Origin of the sequence: Cryobacterium cryoconiti (assembly GCF_004403065.1) — a bacterium.
Lineage (GTDB): Bacteria > Actinomycetota > Actinomycetes > Actinomycetales > Microbacteriaceae > Cryobacterium > Cryobacterium cryoconiti.
Genome location: NZ_SOHA01000032.1, coordinates 72,548 through 89,784, shown reverse-complemented (window position 1 = coordinate 89,784; position 17,237 = coordinate 72,548). Strand labels below are relative to the sequence as shown.

At 69.3% G+C, this 17,237-nt stretch carries 16 protein-coding genes; 5 read left to right on the top strand and 11 right to left on the bottom strand.

Annotation, left to right across the window (positions count from 1 at the left end; translation table 11 throughout):
• Positions 1-51 precede the first annotated feature (51 nt).
• The gene (locus tag E3T49_RS10480) at positions 52-330 is read right to left on the bottom strand and encodes a metal-sensitive transcriptional regulator (protein WP_134361801.1); all 279 of its coding nucleotides are present in this window, start codon (positions 328-330) and stop codon (positions 52-54) included.
• The gene (locus E3T49_RS10475) at positions 327-2,003 is read right to left on the bottom strand and encodes an FAD-dependent oxidoreductase (protein ID WP_134424849.1); all 1,677 of its coding nucleotides are present in this window, start codon (positions 2,001-2,003) and stop codon (positions 327-329) included. Before E3T49_RS10475 ends, E3T49_RS10480 begins: the two co-directional genes overlap by 4 nt.
• Positions 2,004-2,084: 81 nt before the next feature.
• On the opposite strand from E3T49_RS10475, the gene E3T49_RS10470 reads away from it, so the two are divergent.
• A complete protein-coding gene (locus E3T49_RS10470; protein WP_134424848.1) occupies positions 2,085-3,389 on the top strand; it encodes an O-antigen ligase family protein in 1,305 nt (434 codons plus the stop codon).
• Between the two features lie 18 nt (positions 3,390-3,407).
• Complete coding sequence (locus E3T49_RS10465; RefSeq protein WP_134424847.1) at positions 3,408-4,709, top strand: O-antigen ligase family protein; 1,302 nt, start codon at positions 3,408-3,410, stop codon at positions 4,707-4,709.
• Positions 4,710-4,748: 39 nt separating this feature from the next.
• On the opposite strand, the gene E3T49_RS10460 is transcribed toward E3T49_RS10465, so the two are convergent.
• Positions 4,749-5,783 (bottom strand): glycosyltransferase family 2 protein, encoded by a 1,035-nt coding sequence (locus tag E3T49_RS10460; protein WP_134424846.1) that lies wholly within the window; start codon positions 5,781-5,783, stop codon positions 4,749-4,751.
• The gene (locus E3T49_RS10455) at positions 5,783-6,952 is read right to left on the bottom strand and encodes a glycosyltransferase family 2 protein (protein WP_134424845.1); all 1,170 of its coding nucleotides are present in this window, start codon (positions 6,950-6,952) and stop codon (positions 5,783-5,785) included. The genes E3T49_RS10460 and E3T49_RS10455 overlap by 1 nt, the downstream gene beginning before the upstream one ends.
• 58 nt (positions 6,953-7,010) lie before the next feature.
• Between E3T49_RS10455 and E3T49_RS10450 the strand changes: the two genes are divergently transcribed.
• From E3T49_RS10450 to E3T49_RS10440, 3 genes are read left to right on the top strand one after another with little or no spacing between them, the layout of a single operon-like run.
• Positions 7,011-7,886, top strand: coding sequence for a glycosyltransferase family 2 protein (locus E3T49_RS10450; protein WP_134424844.1), 876 nt, complete (start codon positions 7,011-7,013; stop codon positions 7,884-7,886).
• Positions 7,883-9,040: a hypothetical protein gene (locus tag E3T49_RS10445; RefSeq protein ID WP_134424843.1), complete on the top strand. Its 1,158-nt coding sequence runs from the start codon at positions 7,883-7,885 to the stop codon at positions 9,038-9,040. Before E3T49_RS10450 ends, E3T49_RS10445 begins: the two co-directional genes overlap by 4 nt.
• Positions 9,037-10,140 (top strand): glycosyltransferase family 4 protein, encoded by a 1,104-nt coding sequence (locus tag E3T49_RS10440; protein ID WP_134424842.1) that lies wholly within the window; start codon positions 9,037-9,039, stop codon positions 10,138-10,140. The genes E3T49_RS10445 and E3T49_RS10440 overlap by 4 nt, the downstream gene beginning before the upstream one ends.
• On the opposite strand, the gene E3T49_RS10435 is transcribed toward E3T49_RS10440, so the two are convergent.
• From E3T49_RS10435 to E3T49_RS10405, 7 genes are read right to left on the bottom strand one after another with little or no spacing between them, the layout of a single operon-like run.
• Complete coding sequence (locus tag E3T49_RS10435) at positions 10,116-11,279, bottom strand: glycosyltransferase family 4 protein (RefSeq protein ID WP_166785523.1); 1,164 nt, start codon at positions 11,277-11,279, stop codon at positions 10,116-10,118. The two genes, E3T49_RS10440 and E3T49_RS10435, sit on opposite strands and share 25 nt — an antisense overlap.
• The gene (locus E3T49_RS10430; protein ID WP_134424840.1) at positions 11,272-12,918 is read right to left on the bottom strand and encodes a DUF2142 domain-containing protein; all 1,647 of its coding nucleotides are present in this window, start codon (positions 12,916-12,918) and stop codon (positions 11,272-11,274) included. Before E3T49_RS10430 ends, E3T49_RS10435 begins: the two co-directional genes overlap by 8 nt.
• Positions 12,915-14,198, bottom strand: coding sequence for a hypothetical protein (locus E3T49_RS10425; RefSeq protein WP_134424839.1), 1,284 nt, complete (start codon positions 14,196-14,198; stop codon positions 12,915-12,917). Before E3T49_RS10425 ends, E3T49_RS10430 begins: the two co-directional genes overlap by 4 nt.
• Positions 14,195-15,163 (bottom strand): UDP-glucose 4-epimerase GalE, encoded by a 969-nt coding sequence (gene galE / locus E3T49_RS10420; protein ID WP_134424838.1) that lies wholly within the window; start codon positions 15,161-15,163, stop codon positions 14,195-14,197. Before galE ends, E3T49_RS10425 begins: the two co-directional genes overlap by 4 nt.
• Positions 15,160-15,510 (bottom strand): DUF2304 domain-containing protein, encoded by a 351-nt coding sequence (locus E3T49_RS10415; protein ID WP_198414245.1) that lies wholly within the window; start codon positions 15,508-15,510, stop codon positions 15,160-15,162. Before E3T49_RS10415 ends, galE begins: the two co-directional genes overlap by 4 nt.
• A gap of 57 nt (positions 15,511-15,567) precedes the next feature.
• A complete protein-coding gene (locus tag E3T49_RS10410; protein ID WP_134424884.1) occupies positions 15,568-16,257 on the bottom strand; it encodes a glycosyltransferase family 2 protein in 690 nt (229 codons plus the stop codon).
• Between the two features lie 43 nt (positions 16,258-16,300).
• The gene (locus E3T49_RS10405; RefSeq protein ID WP_166785522.1) at positions 16,301-17,203 is read right to left on the bottom strand and encodes a glycosyltransferase; all 903 of its coding nucleotides are present in this window, start codon (positions 17,201-17,203) and stop codon (positions 16,301-16,303) included.
• Positions 17,204-17,237: the final 34 nt, after the last annotated feature.

The following is a 17,237-nucleotide window of genomic DNA, read 5'->3' as shown; positions in this document are numbered from 1 at the left end:
GCGCGGCGCACGCTCTAGTGTGCGCCCGCTTCCACAACCTGCGCCGCGAGACTAGGCGAGGGTGAGGAAGAGTTTCTCCAGCTCCTCGACCGTGAGGGAGTTCTCCCCCTCCGGGTTGTCGAGGCATTCGCGCATGGCCGTGGAGACGATGACGAAACCGGCCTTGTCGAGGGCGCTCGACACGGCGGCGAGCTGAGTGACGACATCCTTGCAGCTGCCGCCGGCCTCGACGGCGGTGATGACCGCCGCGAGCTGGCCCTGGGCCCGGCGCAGCCGGTTCAGGATCTTCTTCTGGTTCTGTTCGGTCGGACCAGGGGTGATTTCGATCATGCCGGAATCCTCTCAGAGTTCGTGGCGCGGGCGGGCGTGAGGCTGAGCGAGGTTTCGCCGGCCGTCCAGGTGCGGTAACCGCCGTCGAGGTTCTGCACGTCGAACCCGCTCTGGCTCAGGATGCGCGCTGCCGTGTGGCCGCGCTGGCCCACCTGGCAGTGCACGATCAGCGGGGCGTCGGGCAGTTCGTCCAGGCGGTCCCGCAGTTCGTCCAGGGGCACGTTGATGGCGCCCGGGATGTTGCCGGCCGCGAACTCCCCCGCCGAACGCACGTCCACGAGCACCGCGCCGGCGGCACGGGCGGCGGCCAGCTCGTGCCACTGCAACGCGCGGGTCGTTCCCGCGGCGAGGTTCTCGGCCACGTAGCCGAGCTGGTTGATCGGGTCCTTCGCCGACGAGTACTGCGGCGCGTAGGCCAGTTCCAGGCGGGTCAGCGCGGATGCCGTCAGCGCGCCGGTCATCGCCGTCGCCAGGATGTCGATGCGCTTGTCCACACCGCTGCCGCCGACGATCTGGGCGCCGAGGATGGCATCCGTCGCCGGGTCGATCAGGAGCTTCATCGACATGCCCTCCGCGCCGGGATAGTACGTGGCATGGGAGGCCGGGTGGGTGTGCACGACCCGGTGCGCGCGGCCGGCCCGCACGAGGCGCTTCTCGCTCCAGCCGACCATGGCCGCCGTCAGGCCGAACAGGCCGAGGATGGCGGTTCCGAGAGCCGGGGCGGCCGAGGCAGGCTCCCCGGCGATGCTGTCGGCGGTCGCCCGGCCGTGCCGGTTCGCGAGTCCGGCCATGGTGATCAGGGTGGGGTTTTCGTCGATGGCGTCGATCTTCTCGACGCCGTCGCCGACCGCATAGATCGAGGGGTCGTTGGTCTGTTGGCTGCCGTCGACCGCGATGCCGCCGCTCGCGCCGATCGTGATGCCCGCCCGGGCGGCGAGCGAGGTGTCCGGGAGCACCCCGACGGAGTCGATGACGAGGTCGGCCGGAACGACGGAGCCGTCGCTGAGCTCGACTCCCCCGTCGGCGGAGGCGACGACCGTCGTGTTCAGGCGCACGTCGACGCCCTGCACGAGCAGCTCGTCGAAGATCGGCGCGGCCATCTCGGCGTCGAAGGGCCCGAAGACCTGGGAGCCGAACTCGACCAGGGTCACGTGCACGCCGCGGTGCACGAGGTTCTCGACGGCCTCGAGGCCGATGAAGCCGGCGCCGATGACGACGGCGGAGGCCTGACCGGTGACTGCGGCCAGCAGTGCGGTGATGTGGTCGACGTCGTCGACCGTGCGCAGGGTGCGGGTGGCCAGGCCGGCCGGGGTGATCCCCGTGCGGGCCAGGGCGCCGGCGGCCAGGATGAGGCGGTCGTAGCTCTCGACGGTCTCGGCGCCGGTCTGCGTCTGCCGCACGGTGACGGTCTTCGCGGCGCGGTCGATGGCGGTGACCTCATGGTCGACACGCACGTCGAGTCGGAACCGGGCGGACAGGGATTCGGGCGTCTGGAGCAGGAGGTTGCTCCGCTCGGTGATCACGCCGCCGACGTAGTAAGGCAGTCCGCAGTTCGCGAATGAGACATAGTGGCCTCGTTCAAATACAATGATGTCAGCCGTCTCGTCCAGCCGCCGTAACCGCGTGGCCGCCGACATTCCGCCCGCAACTCCACCAACAATGATCGTTTTCATTTCGAACCTCCGGGAATAGTATACCCCAGGGGGTATAGAATGTGACCGGTGACCGCCCCGGCACGCTCTAGCCTTAGACACATGCCCGCCGTCCAGAGCCGCTTCGTCGTTCGCACCTTTGCGACGCTGGTCTTTTTCTCTGCCCTGGCCGGGCAATTCTGGCGCAGCCTGTTCGGCTGGTGGGGCTACGGCGCCATCGCCCTGGTCATCGTCGCGGGCGGCATCGTCGCCCTCGTGAAACTGAAACCCGACTGGATGTGGCCGCGGTTCCCCAAATCGCTGATCGGCTTCCTCGGTCTGGCCACCCTGTCGCTGGCCTGGTCGTTCTACCTCGGCGCCTCCCTGATCGGTGTCACCCTGCAATGGGCGACCACCGCGACCGCGCTCTTTCTGGCCCTGTGTCTGACCTGGCCGGAGCTGCTGCGCACGCTCGCTGCCGCGCTGCGCTGGATCCTGGCCCTGTCGCTCGCCTTCGAACTGATCGTGGCCGTCTTCGTCCGGCAGGCCGTGCTCCCGTTCTGGGTCGACTACAGCGGCCAGGACGTGCCGCAGTCGTTCTACTGGTCCCGCGGCATCCTGCTGCAGGGCGGCCCGATCGAAGGCATCGTCGCCAACCGCAACCTGCTCGGCTTCGTGGCGCTGATCGCCGTGATCGTGTTCGCCGTTCAGCTGGCCGCCGGCACCGTGCGGCGCGGCGCGGCCTGGGCGTGGCTGGGCACCGCGGTTCTGGTGCTCCTGCTGACCAGGTCCGCCACCGTCGTCTTCGCGGCCGCCGCCGTGGACCTGGCCCTGCTGTTCGCCCTCTGGGCCCGTCGTCGTTCGCCCGAGGGGCGCCGGCCGGTCTATCTGGCTGCCGCGGCATCCGTCGTCGTCGGCGGCGCCGGCGTGGTGGCCCTCACCCCCTGGCTGCTCACCCTGCTCGGCAAGTCGGCGGACCTCACCGGCCGCCTCGACATCTGGCGCAGCGTAACGGAGCTGGCCGTCGAGCGCCCGGTTTTCGGGTGGGGCTGGGTGAGCTACTGGGCTCCCTGGGTCGAACCATTCCAGGGTCTGGCCGTGCGCCGGGGCGTCACCTACCTGCAGGCCCACAACGCCTGGCTGGACGTGTGGCTGCAACTGGGCATCCTCGGACTGATCGTCTTCGCCGCACTCGTCTTGTCCACGCTGTGGCGGTGCTGGTTCCTCGCGGTCGACCGGCCGCGGCGCGGGCTCGCCGACACGGAACCGTTCGCGGCCTCCGCCCTGCTGCCGCTGCTGCTGCTGGTGGCGCTGCTCGCCCAGAGCCTGGCCGAGAGCCGCATCCTGATCGAATCAGGCTGGCTGCTGCTGGTCGTGCTCGCCGTGACCACGAAGCGCCAACAGGCCACCAACGCACGGATGCCGTAGGCGTAGCGTGGAGACCACATGATCTACCGCGCGAATCCCCCCGCCGTGCCGGCCCCGCTCTCGCGGCTGTTCGCCTCGCCCCGGTTCGCGTCCGCGCTGACACTGGTCATCATCGGCTTCGCCTTCGGGACCACCACTCTGCGCGCCCTGATCGGCCCGCCCGGCGTGGTGGGCGTGCTCGTGGGACTCGTGGTGCTGGCGGCGTTCTCGCTCACCGCCCGCCGAGCCGGAGTCGACTGGCACGGGCTCCTGCCGATTTCGATCATGGTCTTCGTGGGCTGGTGCGCCCTGTCGGTGATCTGGTCCGGCTACCCCCTGCACACCATCAGCGCCTCGCTCTATCAGCTCGCGTTCACGTTCCTGGCGATCTACATCGCCCTGGCCCGGGACACCATCCAGGTGGTGCGTGCCACCGGCGACGTGCTGCGTCTGCTGCTCGGGGTTTCGCTCGCCCTGGAGGTGCTGTCCGGCCTGCTCCTGGATCTTCCGATCGCCTTCCTGGGCATCCAGGGCAACATCGCCGACCTCGGCCCCGTTCAGGGCATCTTCGGCTCCCGCAATGTGTTCGGGCTCATCTCGCTGATCGCCGCGGTCACCTTCACGGTCGAGCTGCTCTCCCGGTCGGTTCGGCGCGGGCTCGGAATCGGTTCCGTCGCCCTCGCCGTGTTCGGCCTGCTGCTCACCCGCTCCCCCGTCATCCTCGTGGTGGCCCTGTTCGTGGGCATCGCCGCCCTGGCGCTCACCTGGCTGCGGCGCACGCCGGCGGAGAGCCGGTGGCGGCTTCAGATCAGCCTGCTCGGCGCCACCGTGCTCACCGGCATCATCGCGTTCGCGGCCCGTGGCCGCATCGTCGAACAGCTCAACGCGGGGAGCGAATTCGAGGCCCGCTACACGCTGTGGCGGGAAATGCTGCGCCTGGCCACGCTCAATCCGCTCGAAGGCTGGGGGTGGGCCGGGCTCTGGCCTGCCGACGTCACACCGTTCGGCTGGCTCAGCTTCGTCACCGAACGCCTGCAGACCTCCGGCCTGAACGCCTTCATCGACGTGTACCTCCAGGTCGGCCTGGTCGGCCTGGTCTCGTTCCTGGCGCTCGTGCTGCTGGCCTTCTGGCGGTCCTGGCTGCTGGCCTCCGACAAGCGTTCCCTGGTCTACGTGTGGTCGCCGCTGGTGCTGGTGATCCTGCTGGTCACCTCAGCGGCGGAAAGCAATGTGCTGGTGGACTTCGGCTGGCTGCTGCTGCTGATCTGCGCGGTGAAGGCAGCCCAGGGCAAGAGCTGGCGCAGCCTGCTGCAGCCCAGCCCGCGCCGCTACCCGGAGTAGCGCCGCCCTCTCCTCGCATCGCACGCGGCGGGCGACAGCTCAGACCGGTTGCACCAGATCGCGCAGCACGTCCTGCAAACCCAGGCCGAAACGTCGGTAGTCGCCGGCCCGCCAGCCGGCGAAAACGGAGGCAACCCGGGCCGCGCGCAGGGCCGGCAGGGTGCTGCGCCGGCGTTCGTGGGCGGCCTTGGCGTCGATCAGGGCGAGCGCGTCGGCGGACGGTGCCGGCTGCAACTGTGCGGCGCGCGCCTGCAACGCCTGGGCTCGGGCCAGCAAACGGGCGTTGCGCGCCGTGCGCGGCGCGCGCAGCCGGCCCAGCTTGCCCGCGGCGTCGAGGCTGGAGGCGCCGATCTGGTTGCCCGCGTGCTGGCGGTAGTCCAGCAACGGCCGGGCGAGCAGATCGACCTCCCCGGTCGCGGCCGCCACCATCGCCAGCCATTCGTCGTGCACCCAGGCAGCCGGGAACGGGCGGGCCTGCGCCACCAGCCCGCGCCGCAGCATCGCGGTGGCGCCGGTGACGATGTTGCGGCGCAGCAGGAGGTCGAAGGCGTGCCCCTCATGCTCCGCGGCCTGCTCGGCGGCGGACACCCCGAGGGTGGCGAGCAGGGTGCGGCCCGTCGGACGGCCGATCTCGTCGACGAGTCGGGCATCCGTGTGCAGCAGTTGCAGGCCGGGACGGACCCGGAATTCGGCCGTCAGCAGGGACAGCCGCTCCGGGGGCCACACGTCGTCCTGGTCGCTGAGCGCGATCAACTCGCCCGTGCACGCGGCGAGCGCCTGCTCGAAGTTCGCGGTGACGCCCAGCGGCGCCGGGTTGCGCAGGACGCGCAGCGTCACGGGCTGACCCGGATGTTCGTGCTGCCAGGCCGCGACGATGCGGTCCACCGCCGCCGGTGTGCCGTCGGTGGAGCCGTCGTCGGAGACGACGATCTCGTCGGCGGGCGCGGTCTGGCCGAGGATGCTCTGCAGCTGCTCCTCGATGAATGCGAGGCCGTTGTAGGTGCAGAGGGCCACGGACACGCGCGGCGCGGATGCCCGGGGCGCGCGCGACGAGGAAGCGGTCGAGCGAGGCATCAGCGTCGCTTCAGGCCGACCGACAGGACTCCGAGAAAGAGCCCGCCCATGACCGTCTGCGAGCCCAGCATCATCAGCAGGGCCGACGGGATGGCCACCCGCACGGTGGCGCCGGCCTCCAGCTCGCCGTAACCGCCGGCCGCCCAGCCGATCAGCTGCGACACGGCGATGCCCAGGCCGATCAGGAACAGCACGACCCCGACGATCGCGCCGCTCTCGAGGCTGATGCGTTTCTCGAGCCGTTCGAAGTTGCGGCTGCGGGGGATGCGGAACCCCTCATGCTGGGCGTAGATCTTGGTGAGCAGGGCGAACAGGAAGGCCTGGTAGCCGACGACGGCCAGGGCGGCCAGGTAGATCTGACTGGAGTAGGTGAAGCCCACCTCCCCCACCACGACGGGTCCGAAACCGAGCAGCACCGTGCCGACCAGGCCGATCAGGAACGCGGAGATGCCGGGGATCAGGAACAGCCAGCGCGGGCTGAAGATGAGCAGGAACCGCAGGTGACGCCAGCCGTCACGCCAGCTGCGCAGGTGCGGCGGCCGGCTGCGGCCGTCCTTCTTGAGCGTGGTGGGCACTTCGCTGACCCGGGAACCGCCCAGCGTGGACTTGACCACCATCTCGCTGGCGAACTCCATGCCCGAGGTCTGCAGATGCAGCGCCAGCATCGACTGGCGGTTGAAGCCGCGCAGACCGCAGTGGAAGTCCTTGATCGGGGACCGGAACAGGGAACGCCCGATCCAGGACAGCACCGGGTTGCCGAGGTACTTGTGCAGCGGCGGCATGGCGCCGGGTTCGATGCCGCCGCGGAAGCGGTTGCCCATCACCAGTTCGTCGCCCGCTCGCAACCGCTCGACGAAACCGTCGAGCTCGCTGAAGTCGTAGCTGTCGTCGGCGTCGCCCATGATCACATAGGCGCCGCGGGCGGATTCGATGCCGCCGATCAGCGCGCTGCCGTAACCCTTTTCCGCGACGTCCACAACGCGGGCCCCGTGGTCCTCGGCGATCTGCTGCGAGCCGTCGGTGCTGCCGTTGTCGGCGATCAGGACCTCACCGATGATGCCGCTGCGCCGCAGGTATCCCTGGGCCTTGTCGATGCAGATCGCGAGCGTCTCGGCCTCGTTCAGGCACGGCATCAGGATCGAGAGTTCAATGCTGTCGGTGATTGTCATGCGCGCTGCAAGTCCCGTCATTGTTGGTCTGGCCCCCTCATCGTACAGAATGTGCTGTGTGGACCTTGGACTGGTGGTGTCAACGCTCGGCCGTGTCGAGAGCCTGAAGCGGCTCTTCGATTCCCTCTCCGACCAGCTTCTTGCCGGAGACACCCTCGTTGTCGTCGCCCAGCGCAACCTGCCCGAGGTGGAGGCCCTCGCATCCGTCTACCGCTCGGAGAGCAGGCGGATCATCGTGACGACGTCGCCGCCCGGCGCGGCCCGCGGACGGAATGCGGGCGTGGCCGCCCTTCCGGCCGACCGGGACCTGCTGCTCAATTTTCCCAATGACACCACCTGGTACCCGTCGGGCGCGTTGCAACGGATGCGGCTCCTCCCCGAGGATTTCCGGGCGGGAGCCCTCACGGTGGTCGACGAGAACGGGCCCAAGTTCGTCCTGCCCGAGCCGGGCGCGGCCCTGACCCGGTGGACGGTCTGGAGCGTGATCGAGATGGGCATCCTGATCCGGCGCAGCGTGTTCGACCGGATCGGCGGCTTCGACCCGGAGATCGGCACCGGCGCCCCGACACCGTGGCAGGCCGGGGAGGCCACCGACCTGCTCCTGAAACTGATCCGCGCCGGGGAGCACCCCGGCTTCGCCTGGCAGCCGCCCGCGCTCACGGTGGGCGGGATCAGCGACCCGAGCGGGCTCAGTAGCGCGGAACGCCGCCACAAACTGCGCGGCTACGGCCGTGGGCTGGGACGTCTGGTGACCCGCTGGCGGTATCCGTTGTGGTGGCGGTTCGCGTTCCTCGGCGGCGGCCTGTTCTTCGGCCTGCGCAATCGGGGCACGAACGCCCTCCTCGACGGCTGGTGGGTGTTCCTCGGCCGGCTGGAGGGAATGCTCGGGCGCACCCTCGGCCCGGCCGGCGCGCTCACCGCGGTGACCCGGTGACGGCCGATCTGCCGTCCCCCCTACGTCTGCGGCGGGCCACTCTCAGCCTGATCACCCTGCTCGGGGGTGTGTCACTGGCCGTCATCCCCGCGGCCACGGTCGCCATCTCGTCCCGGCTGTTCAGCCGGCCGGAGCAGGGAATCATCGCCGTGGCGGTGATGGTGGCCACCTTCGCCGGCCAGCTCACCTTCGCGGTCGTGCTGGAGTCCCGGCTCAGTTCGGCGGCCACCGAACGCCGGGTGGTGTTCCCGCTCTGGCTGGCCGGCCTCGCCCTGGTCGCCGCAGGGGTGATCGCCCTCAACGCCAGGAACCCGATCGTGCTCTGCCTCGGCCTGCCCCTGCTGATCGCCGCACTGGAAGTGGGCCGGGGCGTCTCGGTCGCCGAGCGTCTGGATCTGCGGGAGATCTGGGCATCCGTCACCGTGGGTCTGGGTGCCCTCACCGGCGTCCTGGCCGCCTTCACCGGTCAGGACTGGGCGCTGATCCCCCTCGTGGCCGGTATCGCGCTGGCCACCCTGGTGCGCTGCCTGCCGGTGACCCACCGGGCCAGCCGCCCCGAGCCGGCCGTGATGGGCTGGGTGGTGGCGGACACGGCGATCACCGGGGTGATCTACCCGCTCCTGAACACCATGATCCTGACGTTGATCGGACCGGGCGAGGCGGTGCTGTTCACGGCCATCGCGACGGTGTCCGGTCTGCTCGCGATCCCCCTGAACTTCATGCGGCTGCGCCTGCTCAAGGAGCACTCCCGCCTCGACATCGCGGTGTCCGCCGGCGCGGTGCTCGCGGCCGTGGTGGTGCTGGTGGTGCTCGAACGCACGGGCGTGCTCGGCTTCATCTTCGGAGGCGTCTGGACCAGCTCGGCAGCCATCCTGCCGCTCGTGCTCGCCTGCGGCTGGCGGGCCGCGTCGCTCGCCACGACGATTCCGTTCGCCGCGCTGCGCCGGATGGGCGAGGTACGGTTGCTCACCGGGCTGCGCGCCGCCGTCTCCGTGATGGCGTTCGCCCTCGCCGGGGTCGGCCTGGCACTGCACAGCCTGTCCGCCGTGTTCCTCGGTCTGCTCATCGCGGAGCTGGCGTCGGCCGTGGTCTACGAGCTCGCGCGGCGCCGCCGGGTGCGTGCCGCGGCACTGGTCGTGGCGGCCGCCGCATGAGGCGCGTCCTCGTCGACCTGCTCTTCTTCACCGGCCGGAAGGGCGGCATGGAGTCGTACGTGCGGGAGGTGTACGGCCGGATCGAGCCGGAGGCCGACGGGCTCGAGTTCGTCGGCCTTGCCTCGAGTGAGCTGGCCGGCATGGACACGTCCTGGTTCCCGGGCGAGATCGTCGACTCCGGCATCAGCGGCGAGGACCGGATCACCTGGGCTCGCGGGGAGCTCTTCTCGGTTGCCCAGGCGGCCCGGCGGCTGCGCGCCGATCTGGTGCACTGTCCGGCGAACCTCGGCCCGGTCTGGTCGCGGGTCCCCGTGGTGCTCACGGTTCATGACCTGCTGCCGTTCCGGCATCCGGAATACGTGCCCGGGGCCTACTCGCACGTTCTGCGCACCATGATCCGGGTCGCGGCGCGCGGCGCCCGCCGCGTGCTCACGGTCAGCGTCGCCTCGGCGGATGACATCGTGCGCTACCTGAAGGTGCCGGTCGGCCGCGTCGACGTGGTGCCGCTCGCGGGCCAGGACGCGGACGTACCGGCGAGCCCGCACGCGGAACCACTCCCCCGGCTGCCGCGCCACGTGCTGGCGGTGGGCAACCGGATGCCGCACAAGAACTTCCCGCTGCTGCTGCAGGCCCTCGCCCTGGTTCCCGCCGAGTCCCGGCCGCACCTCACGGTCACCGGCAGCCACGGCGACGACCCGCTCGCCCCCGTTGTGGCCGGGCTCGGCCTGGAGGCGTGGGTGTCGCTGCGGGGCTGGCTGAGCTCCGAGGAACTCGACCGGCTCTACGCCGAGTCGAGCCTGATCGTGTTCCCGACCCTGTTCGAGGGCTTCGGACTGCCGGTGCTGGAGGCCATGTCCCGGGGCTGCCCCGTGGTCTGCTCGGACATCCCGGTGCTGCACGAGGTCGCCGGGGACGCGGCCGTGTACGTGGCGCCGCAGGATGCCGCCGCCCTTGCGGCGACGATGGCCGGCCTGCTCGACGACCCGGCCGAGCTGGCCCGCCTGTCAGCGCAGGGCCGGGATCGCGCCCGCACCTTCTCGTGGGCGCGGACGGCCCGGCACACCGTGGCGTCTTTTCAGCGGGCCCTCGCCGAGCGGTAGCGCGCGAGGATCTGATCGACCGAGGCGCTCAGACCGTGACTGACCCGCTCACGCTGGAACCAGTCCAGGGTGGAGCGGCGCAGAGGCTCGCCGGCCTCGACGGCCCGCACGATGGCCGCGCCGAGTGCGACAGGGCCCACGGATGCGGCCACGTAGCCGTTGACGCCGTCGACGACCAGCTCCGCGGCGGCATTGTCGGGCCCGGCGACGACCACGCTGGGCGTGCCGAATGCCGCCGCCTCGGCGATGACGAGCCCGAAGCCTTCCCGGGCCGACGGGTTGACCAGAATGCGGGCACCCCGCACGAGATCCCGGAGTTCGTCGTCGCTCACCCGGCCGCGCAGCTCGACGGCGGAGTCCAGGCCGAGTTCACCGACCCGCGCGGCGACGCGGGGCGTTTCCGGTCCGGTGCCCACGATGACGGCGCGCAGGGATGGAAACTGCCCGCGAGCCTCCCGCAGAGCCGGAACGAGATCGACCAGGCGCTTGTCGGCGATGTGCCGGCCCACGAAGATCAGGTAGGGATCAGCCGGACGTTCTGTCGAGGCCTCGGGCTCCTCGCCGACGAGATCGACCAGCCCCAGGGTGACGGGTTGCGCACGGCGCCGGTAGCGGATCAGCCGGGCGCCGGTGAACGCACTGTTGACGGTGTGCAGATCACCGAGACGGATGCCCACGGTCTGCAGCAGGAAGGCGATCGTTCCCGGCAGCGCGCCGGCGTACTCCCGCCACTTCGGCCACGGCCAGACCTCGAGCCAGTCGGCGACCACGAGCGCGCGCGTGCCGAACAGGGCGAGCCGCACCGCGAACAGGTTCAGCACCGGCAGGGTGCTGACTACCACGACGTCGTAGCTCCCGCGCCGGCGGAGGAAATGCCGAAACAGCGCGGCGGCGAAAGCGACCGCGCTGCGGGGGGTGCGGGTGCCGCCCGAGTCGTAGATGTCGCCCTGCCAGACCGGTACGAGGGTGAACGGCGCCGCCGGGGGCGCATCCGTCGGCCACTGCCCGCGGGTCACGTAGTCGACCCGGCACCCCCGCTCCACGAAGAGTTCTGCCAGGCGGCGGTACACGCGTTCGCCGCCTCCGGCGTTGACCGGGAACAGGCAGTCGAAAGCGACCGCGACCCGGGGTTCAGGCACGGACGATCTCAGTCTCCGGCTCGGCCGGCGCGGAAGCCGCGGTGCCTGTGACGGCTTCGGCTTCGGCTTCAGCTTCAGCTTCAGCTGCATCGTCGGCCCGCGCGGACGTGAGGGCCAGGCGGCCGGACCACAGCACGAAGAGGATCGACACGAGGCCGTAGAGGGCCACCAGGGTCATTGCGCCGAGCGGTGGCGCCCAGCTGGGGTTCTCCCACATCGTGCTGAACGATTCGTCCGTGCCGACCACGTAGCGCCGCAGGACCAGGAAGAAAGCCCCCAGGCCGTAGGCGGCCACGAGGGTGAGGCCGATCCAGGTCAGGCGGGTGGACAGGAACGCCAGGCGGCGGCCCGAGCGCCCGGACAGGAGCCAGGCGGCCACGAGCGTCACCCCCACGTAGAGGAAGAGCCCGTAACGGCCCTGCCAGATGATGCCGGTCTGGTGCACGCTGTAGCCCTGCACGAGAGCGGGGACCAGCACCGCGGCAGCCACGACGACACCCATGGTCACGACGCTGCGTCGGTCCAGTCCGGTGAGGGCGAGCGTCACCAGAAGGGCCAGGGCGGCCACGAACGGCCAGTAGGTGGGAGTCGAGAGAGGCGTGTCGAACCATCCGAAGAACCCGATGGCCTGCTGGAAATAGTCCGGCGTCAGACTGATGACATAGGCGAAACCCTGCACGAAGGATGCCCCCACCTGGGGCGCGTCCGAGGCATCCGCCTGGCCGGAGAGGCTGCCGCCGCCGAGGGTCCAGAGGATCGAGAACAGCCCTCCGGCCGCCACGAAAGCCAGCCCGACAAAGGAAGAACCCGTCGTGAAAAGAGTCTTCACCGCCCGCCAACCCGTGGCCGCGAAGCACAGCCCGACCACGACCACGAGCCACAGCGGCCCCGTCGCTCGAGCGGTGGCGAGCACGACCGACGCAACCGTGACGATGAGCCAGAGGTGGCGACGGGATAGCGATGACACCACTCCCGGGTCACGGCCGTCGAAGTGCTGCAGCAGCCGGAGCAGGGAGACCCAGAGCGCGCCGGCCGCAGCGATCTCGATGCCGTTGGGGTTCACAGACCCGAAGAGGTACACGACCATGGGCGCCGCGAGGAAGACCAACCCGAAAGGCAGCCAGCGTGAACGCCGCACTGACATCGCTGATTGGAACGCCCAGGCCACGAAGACCGAGCACAGCAGGCCGCTGACGATGCGCATGGCGTAGATCCCGGCCGACCCGTCGAGCAGGAGTGTCGGCCAACCGACGAGATAGTAGTAGATGGGGTTGTACGCGCTCACCCAGGTGTTGAACCACTCGTTGCCGCCCTCGTCCCCGAGCTCGAACCCGCAGTCAGCGGTCATCTCCGACTGGAACAGGTAGCAGACGATCTGCTGGCTGTAGGAGTACTCCTCGGGCAGGTCGACGACGGAGTGCTTGACCCCCTCCACGGCGTGCCCGGTGAGGTCACCCCGCACCTGCGCGATGGCTTTGACGGCATGGGCGTTCTCGTCGGGAACGGAGAAGATCGGGCTGGCCAGCGACCACAGGGTGGTGAGCATCGCCATCAGGGCGAAGGCCGTCCAGAAGACCGACCTGGTGCTGCGCGGTGCGCCGCTCGCGCGATGATCTGACCTGACCCGCGGTGCCCTCATTCAACGTCCTCTGAAATGTGTTGTCTCCGCTCTGCAGCCCCGCGCACAACGGATGTGATGTGGATGATCAATCCGGCGGCCGGCCCGATGACCAGGGCCGCGATCACGCGATCACCGATGGCCCACGGCATCAGCACCGCCCCCATGGCCAGTATGGCCGAGACGACCCAGCCCGTCGTGTAGGCGGCATGGTCATCTCGGGAGAGAACGGCCGGTCCGGTCACGAAGAGTCCGGCGATCATGCCCGACGCGAACACCAGCGGAACCAGGAGGTCGCTCACCTGCCGGACCTTGTCGCCGAACAGCCAGACGAAGACCTGCTCGCCGAAGAGCGCCGTCAGCCCCGCGAACACCGTCGTGCCGATCGCGACCACGGCGAGGAAGAGGACCAGAGCACGGATGATCGTGGCTCTGCGGGAGGCGAAGAAGACCAGCAGGTAGCTCTGGAAGGCGGTGAGCGGCACGAGCAGCGGCGCCCGGAGGAGCGTGATGGCCAGGATGAGTGCGCCGAAGTACTCCGCGTCGACTCCGTCGGAGAACAGTGAGAGGAGCGCCGGGAACCCGGTGACCATTGCCGCCATGGCTGCGGCCGCCGTTATGGTTCGGGAGCTGTTCCAGAGCAGCCCGCGGTAGGTTCCGCCGACATACCGGGCAGGTGTCAACCGTCTGCGGGCAACCGTCAGGGCGATTCCCACGGTGATGGGGAATGGCACGATGACCGCCCAGGCCAGCCAGGTCTGGTCTCCGCCGAGGGCGAGCACCGTCAGGACCGCGGCCAGGCGCATGGCCCCGTCCAGCCCCACGATCAGGGCCAGGTCGGCCCACAGGCCCAGACCGGAGAGCACACCGCTCAGAGAGGCGACCGCGACCGAGGCCACGGCCCCCACGAAAAGGGGCACGACCAGGCCGAGCTGGTCCGCGCCGAAGGCCGGGATCGCCCAGAGGGGAAAGCTCACCGCGATCAACACGCCGACCAGCCCGGCCGCGAGCAGCACGAATCTCGGGACCGGAACGCGGGGCCGTTCGGGTGCCGATGTGAGGGGCGCACGGGCTCCCGCCGACACGGCTCGAGTCATCTCCTGCTGGAGGCCGAACAGGCATCCGACGATGAAATAGAGCACCGCCCAGAAGACCGCGAACACGGAGTAGGCGGCCAGTCCGGCCTGCTGGGCCACCGCCAGGGTGACGAGGTAGCCGGAGACCCCGGCCACGACTGTCGCCCCACCGATGAGGACGATGCTGACCTTGCCCCGCCGTGTGCCGCGGGTGGAGTCACTCACCGGAATGATTCCTGGGCGCTCCAGGCCGAGCTCACCATGTCAGTCAGGGAGCGGGTTGCGGACCAGCCGAGGACGCGGTCGATCTTGTCGACGTCGGCGACCACGGAGGCAGGGTCACCCGGGCGGGGTGACTCGATCGACGGGTGCAGGTCGGCGCCGGAGACGATTGCCACTTCGTTGACCACATCACGCACCGAATACCCGCGGCCGGTGCCGACGTTGAAGGTATCGAAGGGCTCGTCCTGCTCATGGAGCCGGGTGAGCGCGGCCAGGTGCGCGTCCGCGAGGTCGGCGACATGGATGAAGTCCCTGACGCATGTGCCGTCGGCTGTGTCGTACGTGTCTCCGAAGATGACCGGGTTCTGACCCTCGGCCATTTTCTGGAAGACCATCGGTATCAGGTTGAGCACAGCGCGATCGGCCAACTCGGGCCGAGCTGCGCCTGCCACGTTGAAGTACCGGAGGCTGATCGCGCGCAGGGGCCGCGCCGCCGTTTCGTCTCGGATCATCCACTCGCCGACGAGTTTGGTCTCGCCGTAGGGGTTCACCGGCCTGGTCTCGTCTGTTTCCAGGAGCGGGACTCCGGCGCCGTTGCCGTACACGGCGGCCGATGACGAGAAGACCAGGCGGGACACCCCAGCCTCGCCCATGGCCGCCAACAGGTTCGCCAGGCCACCGAGGTTCTGCTGGAAATACCAGGTGGGGCGCTGCACGGATTCGCCGACCTGCTTGCGCGCGGCGAGGTGCACGACCTCGTCCACCTGATGTTCGATCATCAGGTCGCGAAGGCGGGCGACGGCGGTGTCTTCGGACAGTTCCATCCGCGCGATCGGCACCCCGGGCACGCGGGCCTCGATGCCGGTGACGACGTCGTCCACGATCACGACGGACCGTCCCTGCTCGCGCAGCAGATCCACGATATGTGCTCCGATGTAGCCTGTGCCGCCGGTCACCAGAGTTGTCATGCGGGACTGCCATCTTCCGTCGGGGTACGGCCGTCGTGCGCCGTGGTTGCTTCGGTCAGTGCGATCTGGCGGGCCAGATCAGTGATCTGCCGGTCGAGTCGCCGGTTGTGAGCGGATGACGTGACAGCGAAGCCGAGGAAGACCACGATCAGCCCGTAGAGCAGCAGGTCCGTTCCGCGGCCGACGCCGAGCACGGCAGCAACCGAGTTGGTCAGGTTCGGGAAGATGACGGCGATGACCGCACTCACCATGACCAGCACCAGCGTCAGCCGGCGGATGGCCATCCCGCGCGCACCGCGGCGGGGCAGCAGGATCACCAGGCCCAGAACGGCGAAGACTGTGATCAAGACAGTCTTGATCAGTATTTGATTAGCGTCCATGGGGTTCCGTCCCTCGCAATCCGGTCATTTGAAGATGAGGTCGCTGATGATGTTGACGGAGTTCCAGACGGATTGCCCCTTCGACCTCGAATAGTCCGTGTAGATGATGTGCACCGGCTGCTCGGCGTACCGGAGCTTCAGCCGCCCGATTTCGTTGACGATCTCGGACGCGTGCGCCATCCGGTTCTGGGTCACCCGGATCGAGCTCGCCGCGTGGCGGGACAGCGCTCGGAGCCCGTTATGCGCGTCGGTGAGACGCACACCGGAGGTGACGTTCTGGAAGACGACGGCAGCCTTGAGGACCAGCCGTTTGATCGCGCCGGGTTTCGTTCGGTCGTCGAGGAAGCGCGACCCGACGACGATGTCGAGGGGCTCCGCCGCCAGCCGCCGGACCATGTCCAGTGCGTCTTCGACGCGGTGCTGGCCGTCGGAGTCGAAGGTGACGAAGTACTCTGCCCCCGGGTCGGTGAGTGCGTACCGCAGTCCGGTTTGCAGGGACGCGCCCTGGCCCAGGTTGATGGGGTGGTGCACGACGTGGGCGCCGGCCCGCCGCGCCGCCTCGGCCGAGTCATCCGTGCTGCCATCATCGACGCAGACGACGTTGGGAAAGGTTTCCCGGGCATGACGAATAACGTCTCCCACAACGGTGCCTTCGTTGAACAACGGGATCACGAGCCACGTTCTGGCCGCGATCATCCGGTCTGGTTCACTCATCGCCACCCCGGCCGGGCTGCCGTCCTCGGTCGTTCCATTTGCTTCATAATCCATCGGACTCGGCTGCGCCTTTCCCATTCGGTTTCGAGCCTAGGCCCTTGCTGTCGGCGGGGCGGACCCGGAACATCAGCGCGTAGGTGAACCTCAGCGCACGTTGCGGGAGCGCCCTGAACGCGCTTCTGATCAGTATGTTCGCGTACATTCGGGGCGTTCTGATCAGGCCGTACGAGCGCAGGTTGTTCTGCATCTGCACCTCGGCGGCGAACATCCCCTGGGCCGACCGGCGCTTGAACATGGCTGGATCAGCCCGGAACAGGAGCAGCGGTTCGGCAAGATTCAGCATCGGGTAGCCCCCGGCGGCCAGCCGCGCGAACAGGTCGTAGTCCTCCATATTGGGGATATGACGCACGCCGCCGACGGCCAGTGCAGCATCGCGGTCCAGGAAGAGGGTGGGGTTGTTGATCGGGCTGTTCGTGAGGACGTACCGCCGGATCCGTTTCTCCGTGAGCGGCATGACACGCAGGCCGACGATGTTCTCCTCGTGGCCTTCGAATTCCAGCATGGCGGCGCCGATGGCCGCGTACCGGCCACCGGCGGCAGCCTGCGCCTGCGCGGCCAGACGGTTCGGCAACGAGATGTCGTCCGCGTCCATTCGGGCGACCCAGCGGTTTCTGGCCGCTTCGAGGCCGGCCTGCATGGCGTAGGCCACTCCCCGATTCTGGGCCAGGGAGATTCTGCGCACGCGGGGATCGGAGGCGCCGAGTTCGGCGACGACCGCATCGAGGCCGACGCCCAGCGGCCCGTCCTCCACGATCAGGATCTCGTCGGCAGGGAGCGACTGGTCCTGCATGCTGCCCAGAGCCCTCCGCAGATGGTCGGGCGCGACTCCGCTGTAGACGGGGATCACCACGGTGATCGGTTCGAAGGATTCGCCGACTGGGCTCACGGTGCTATCCATCCTTCTGTTGGTTCCATCCCTC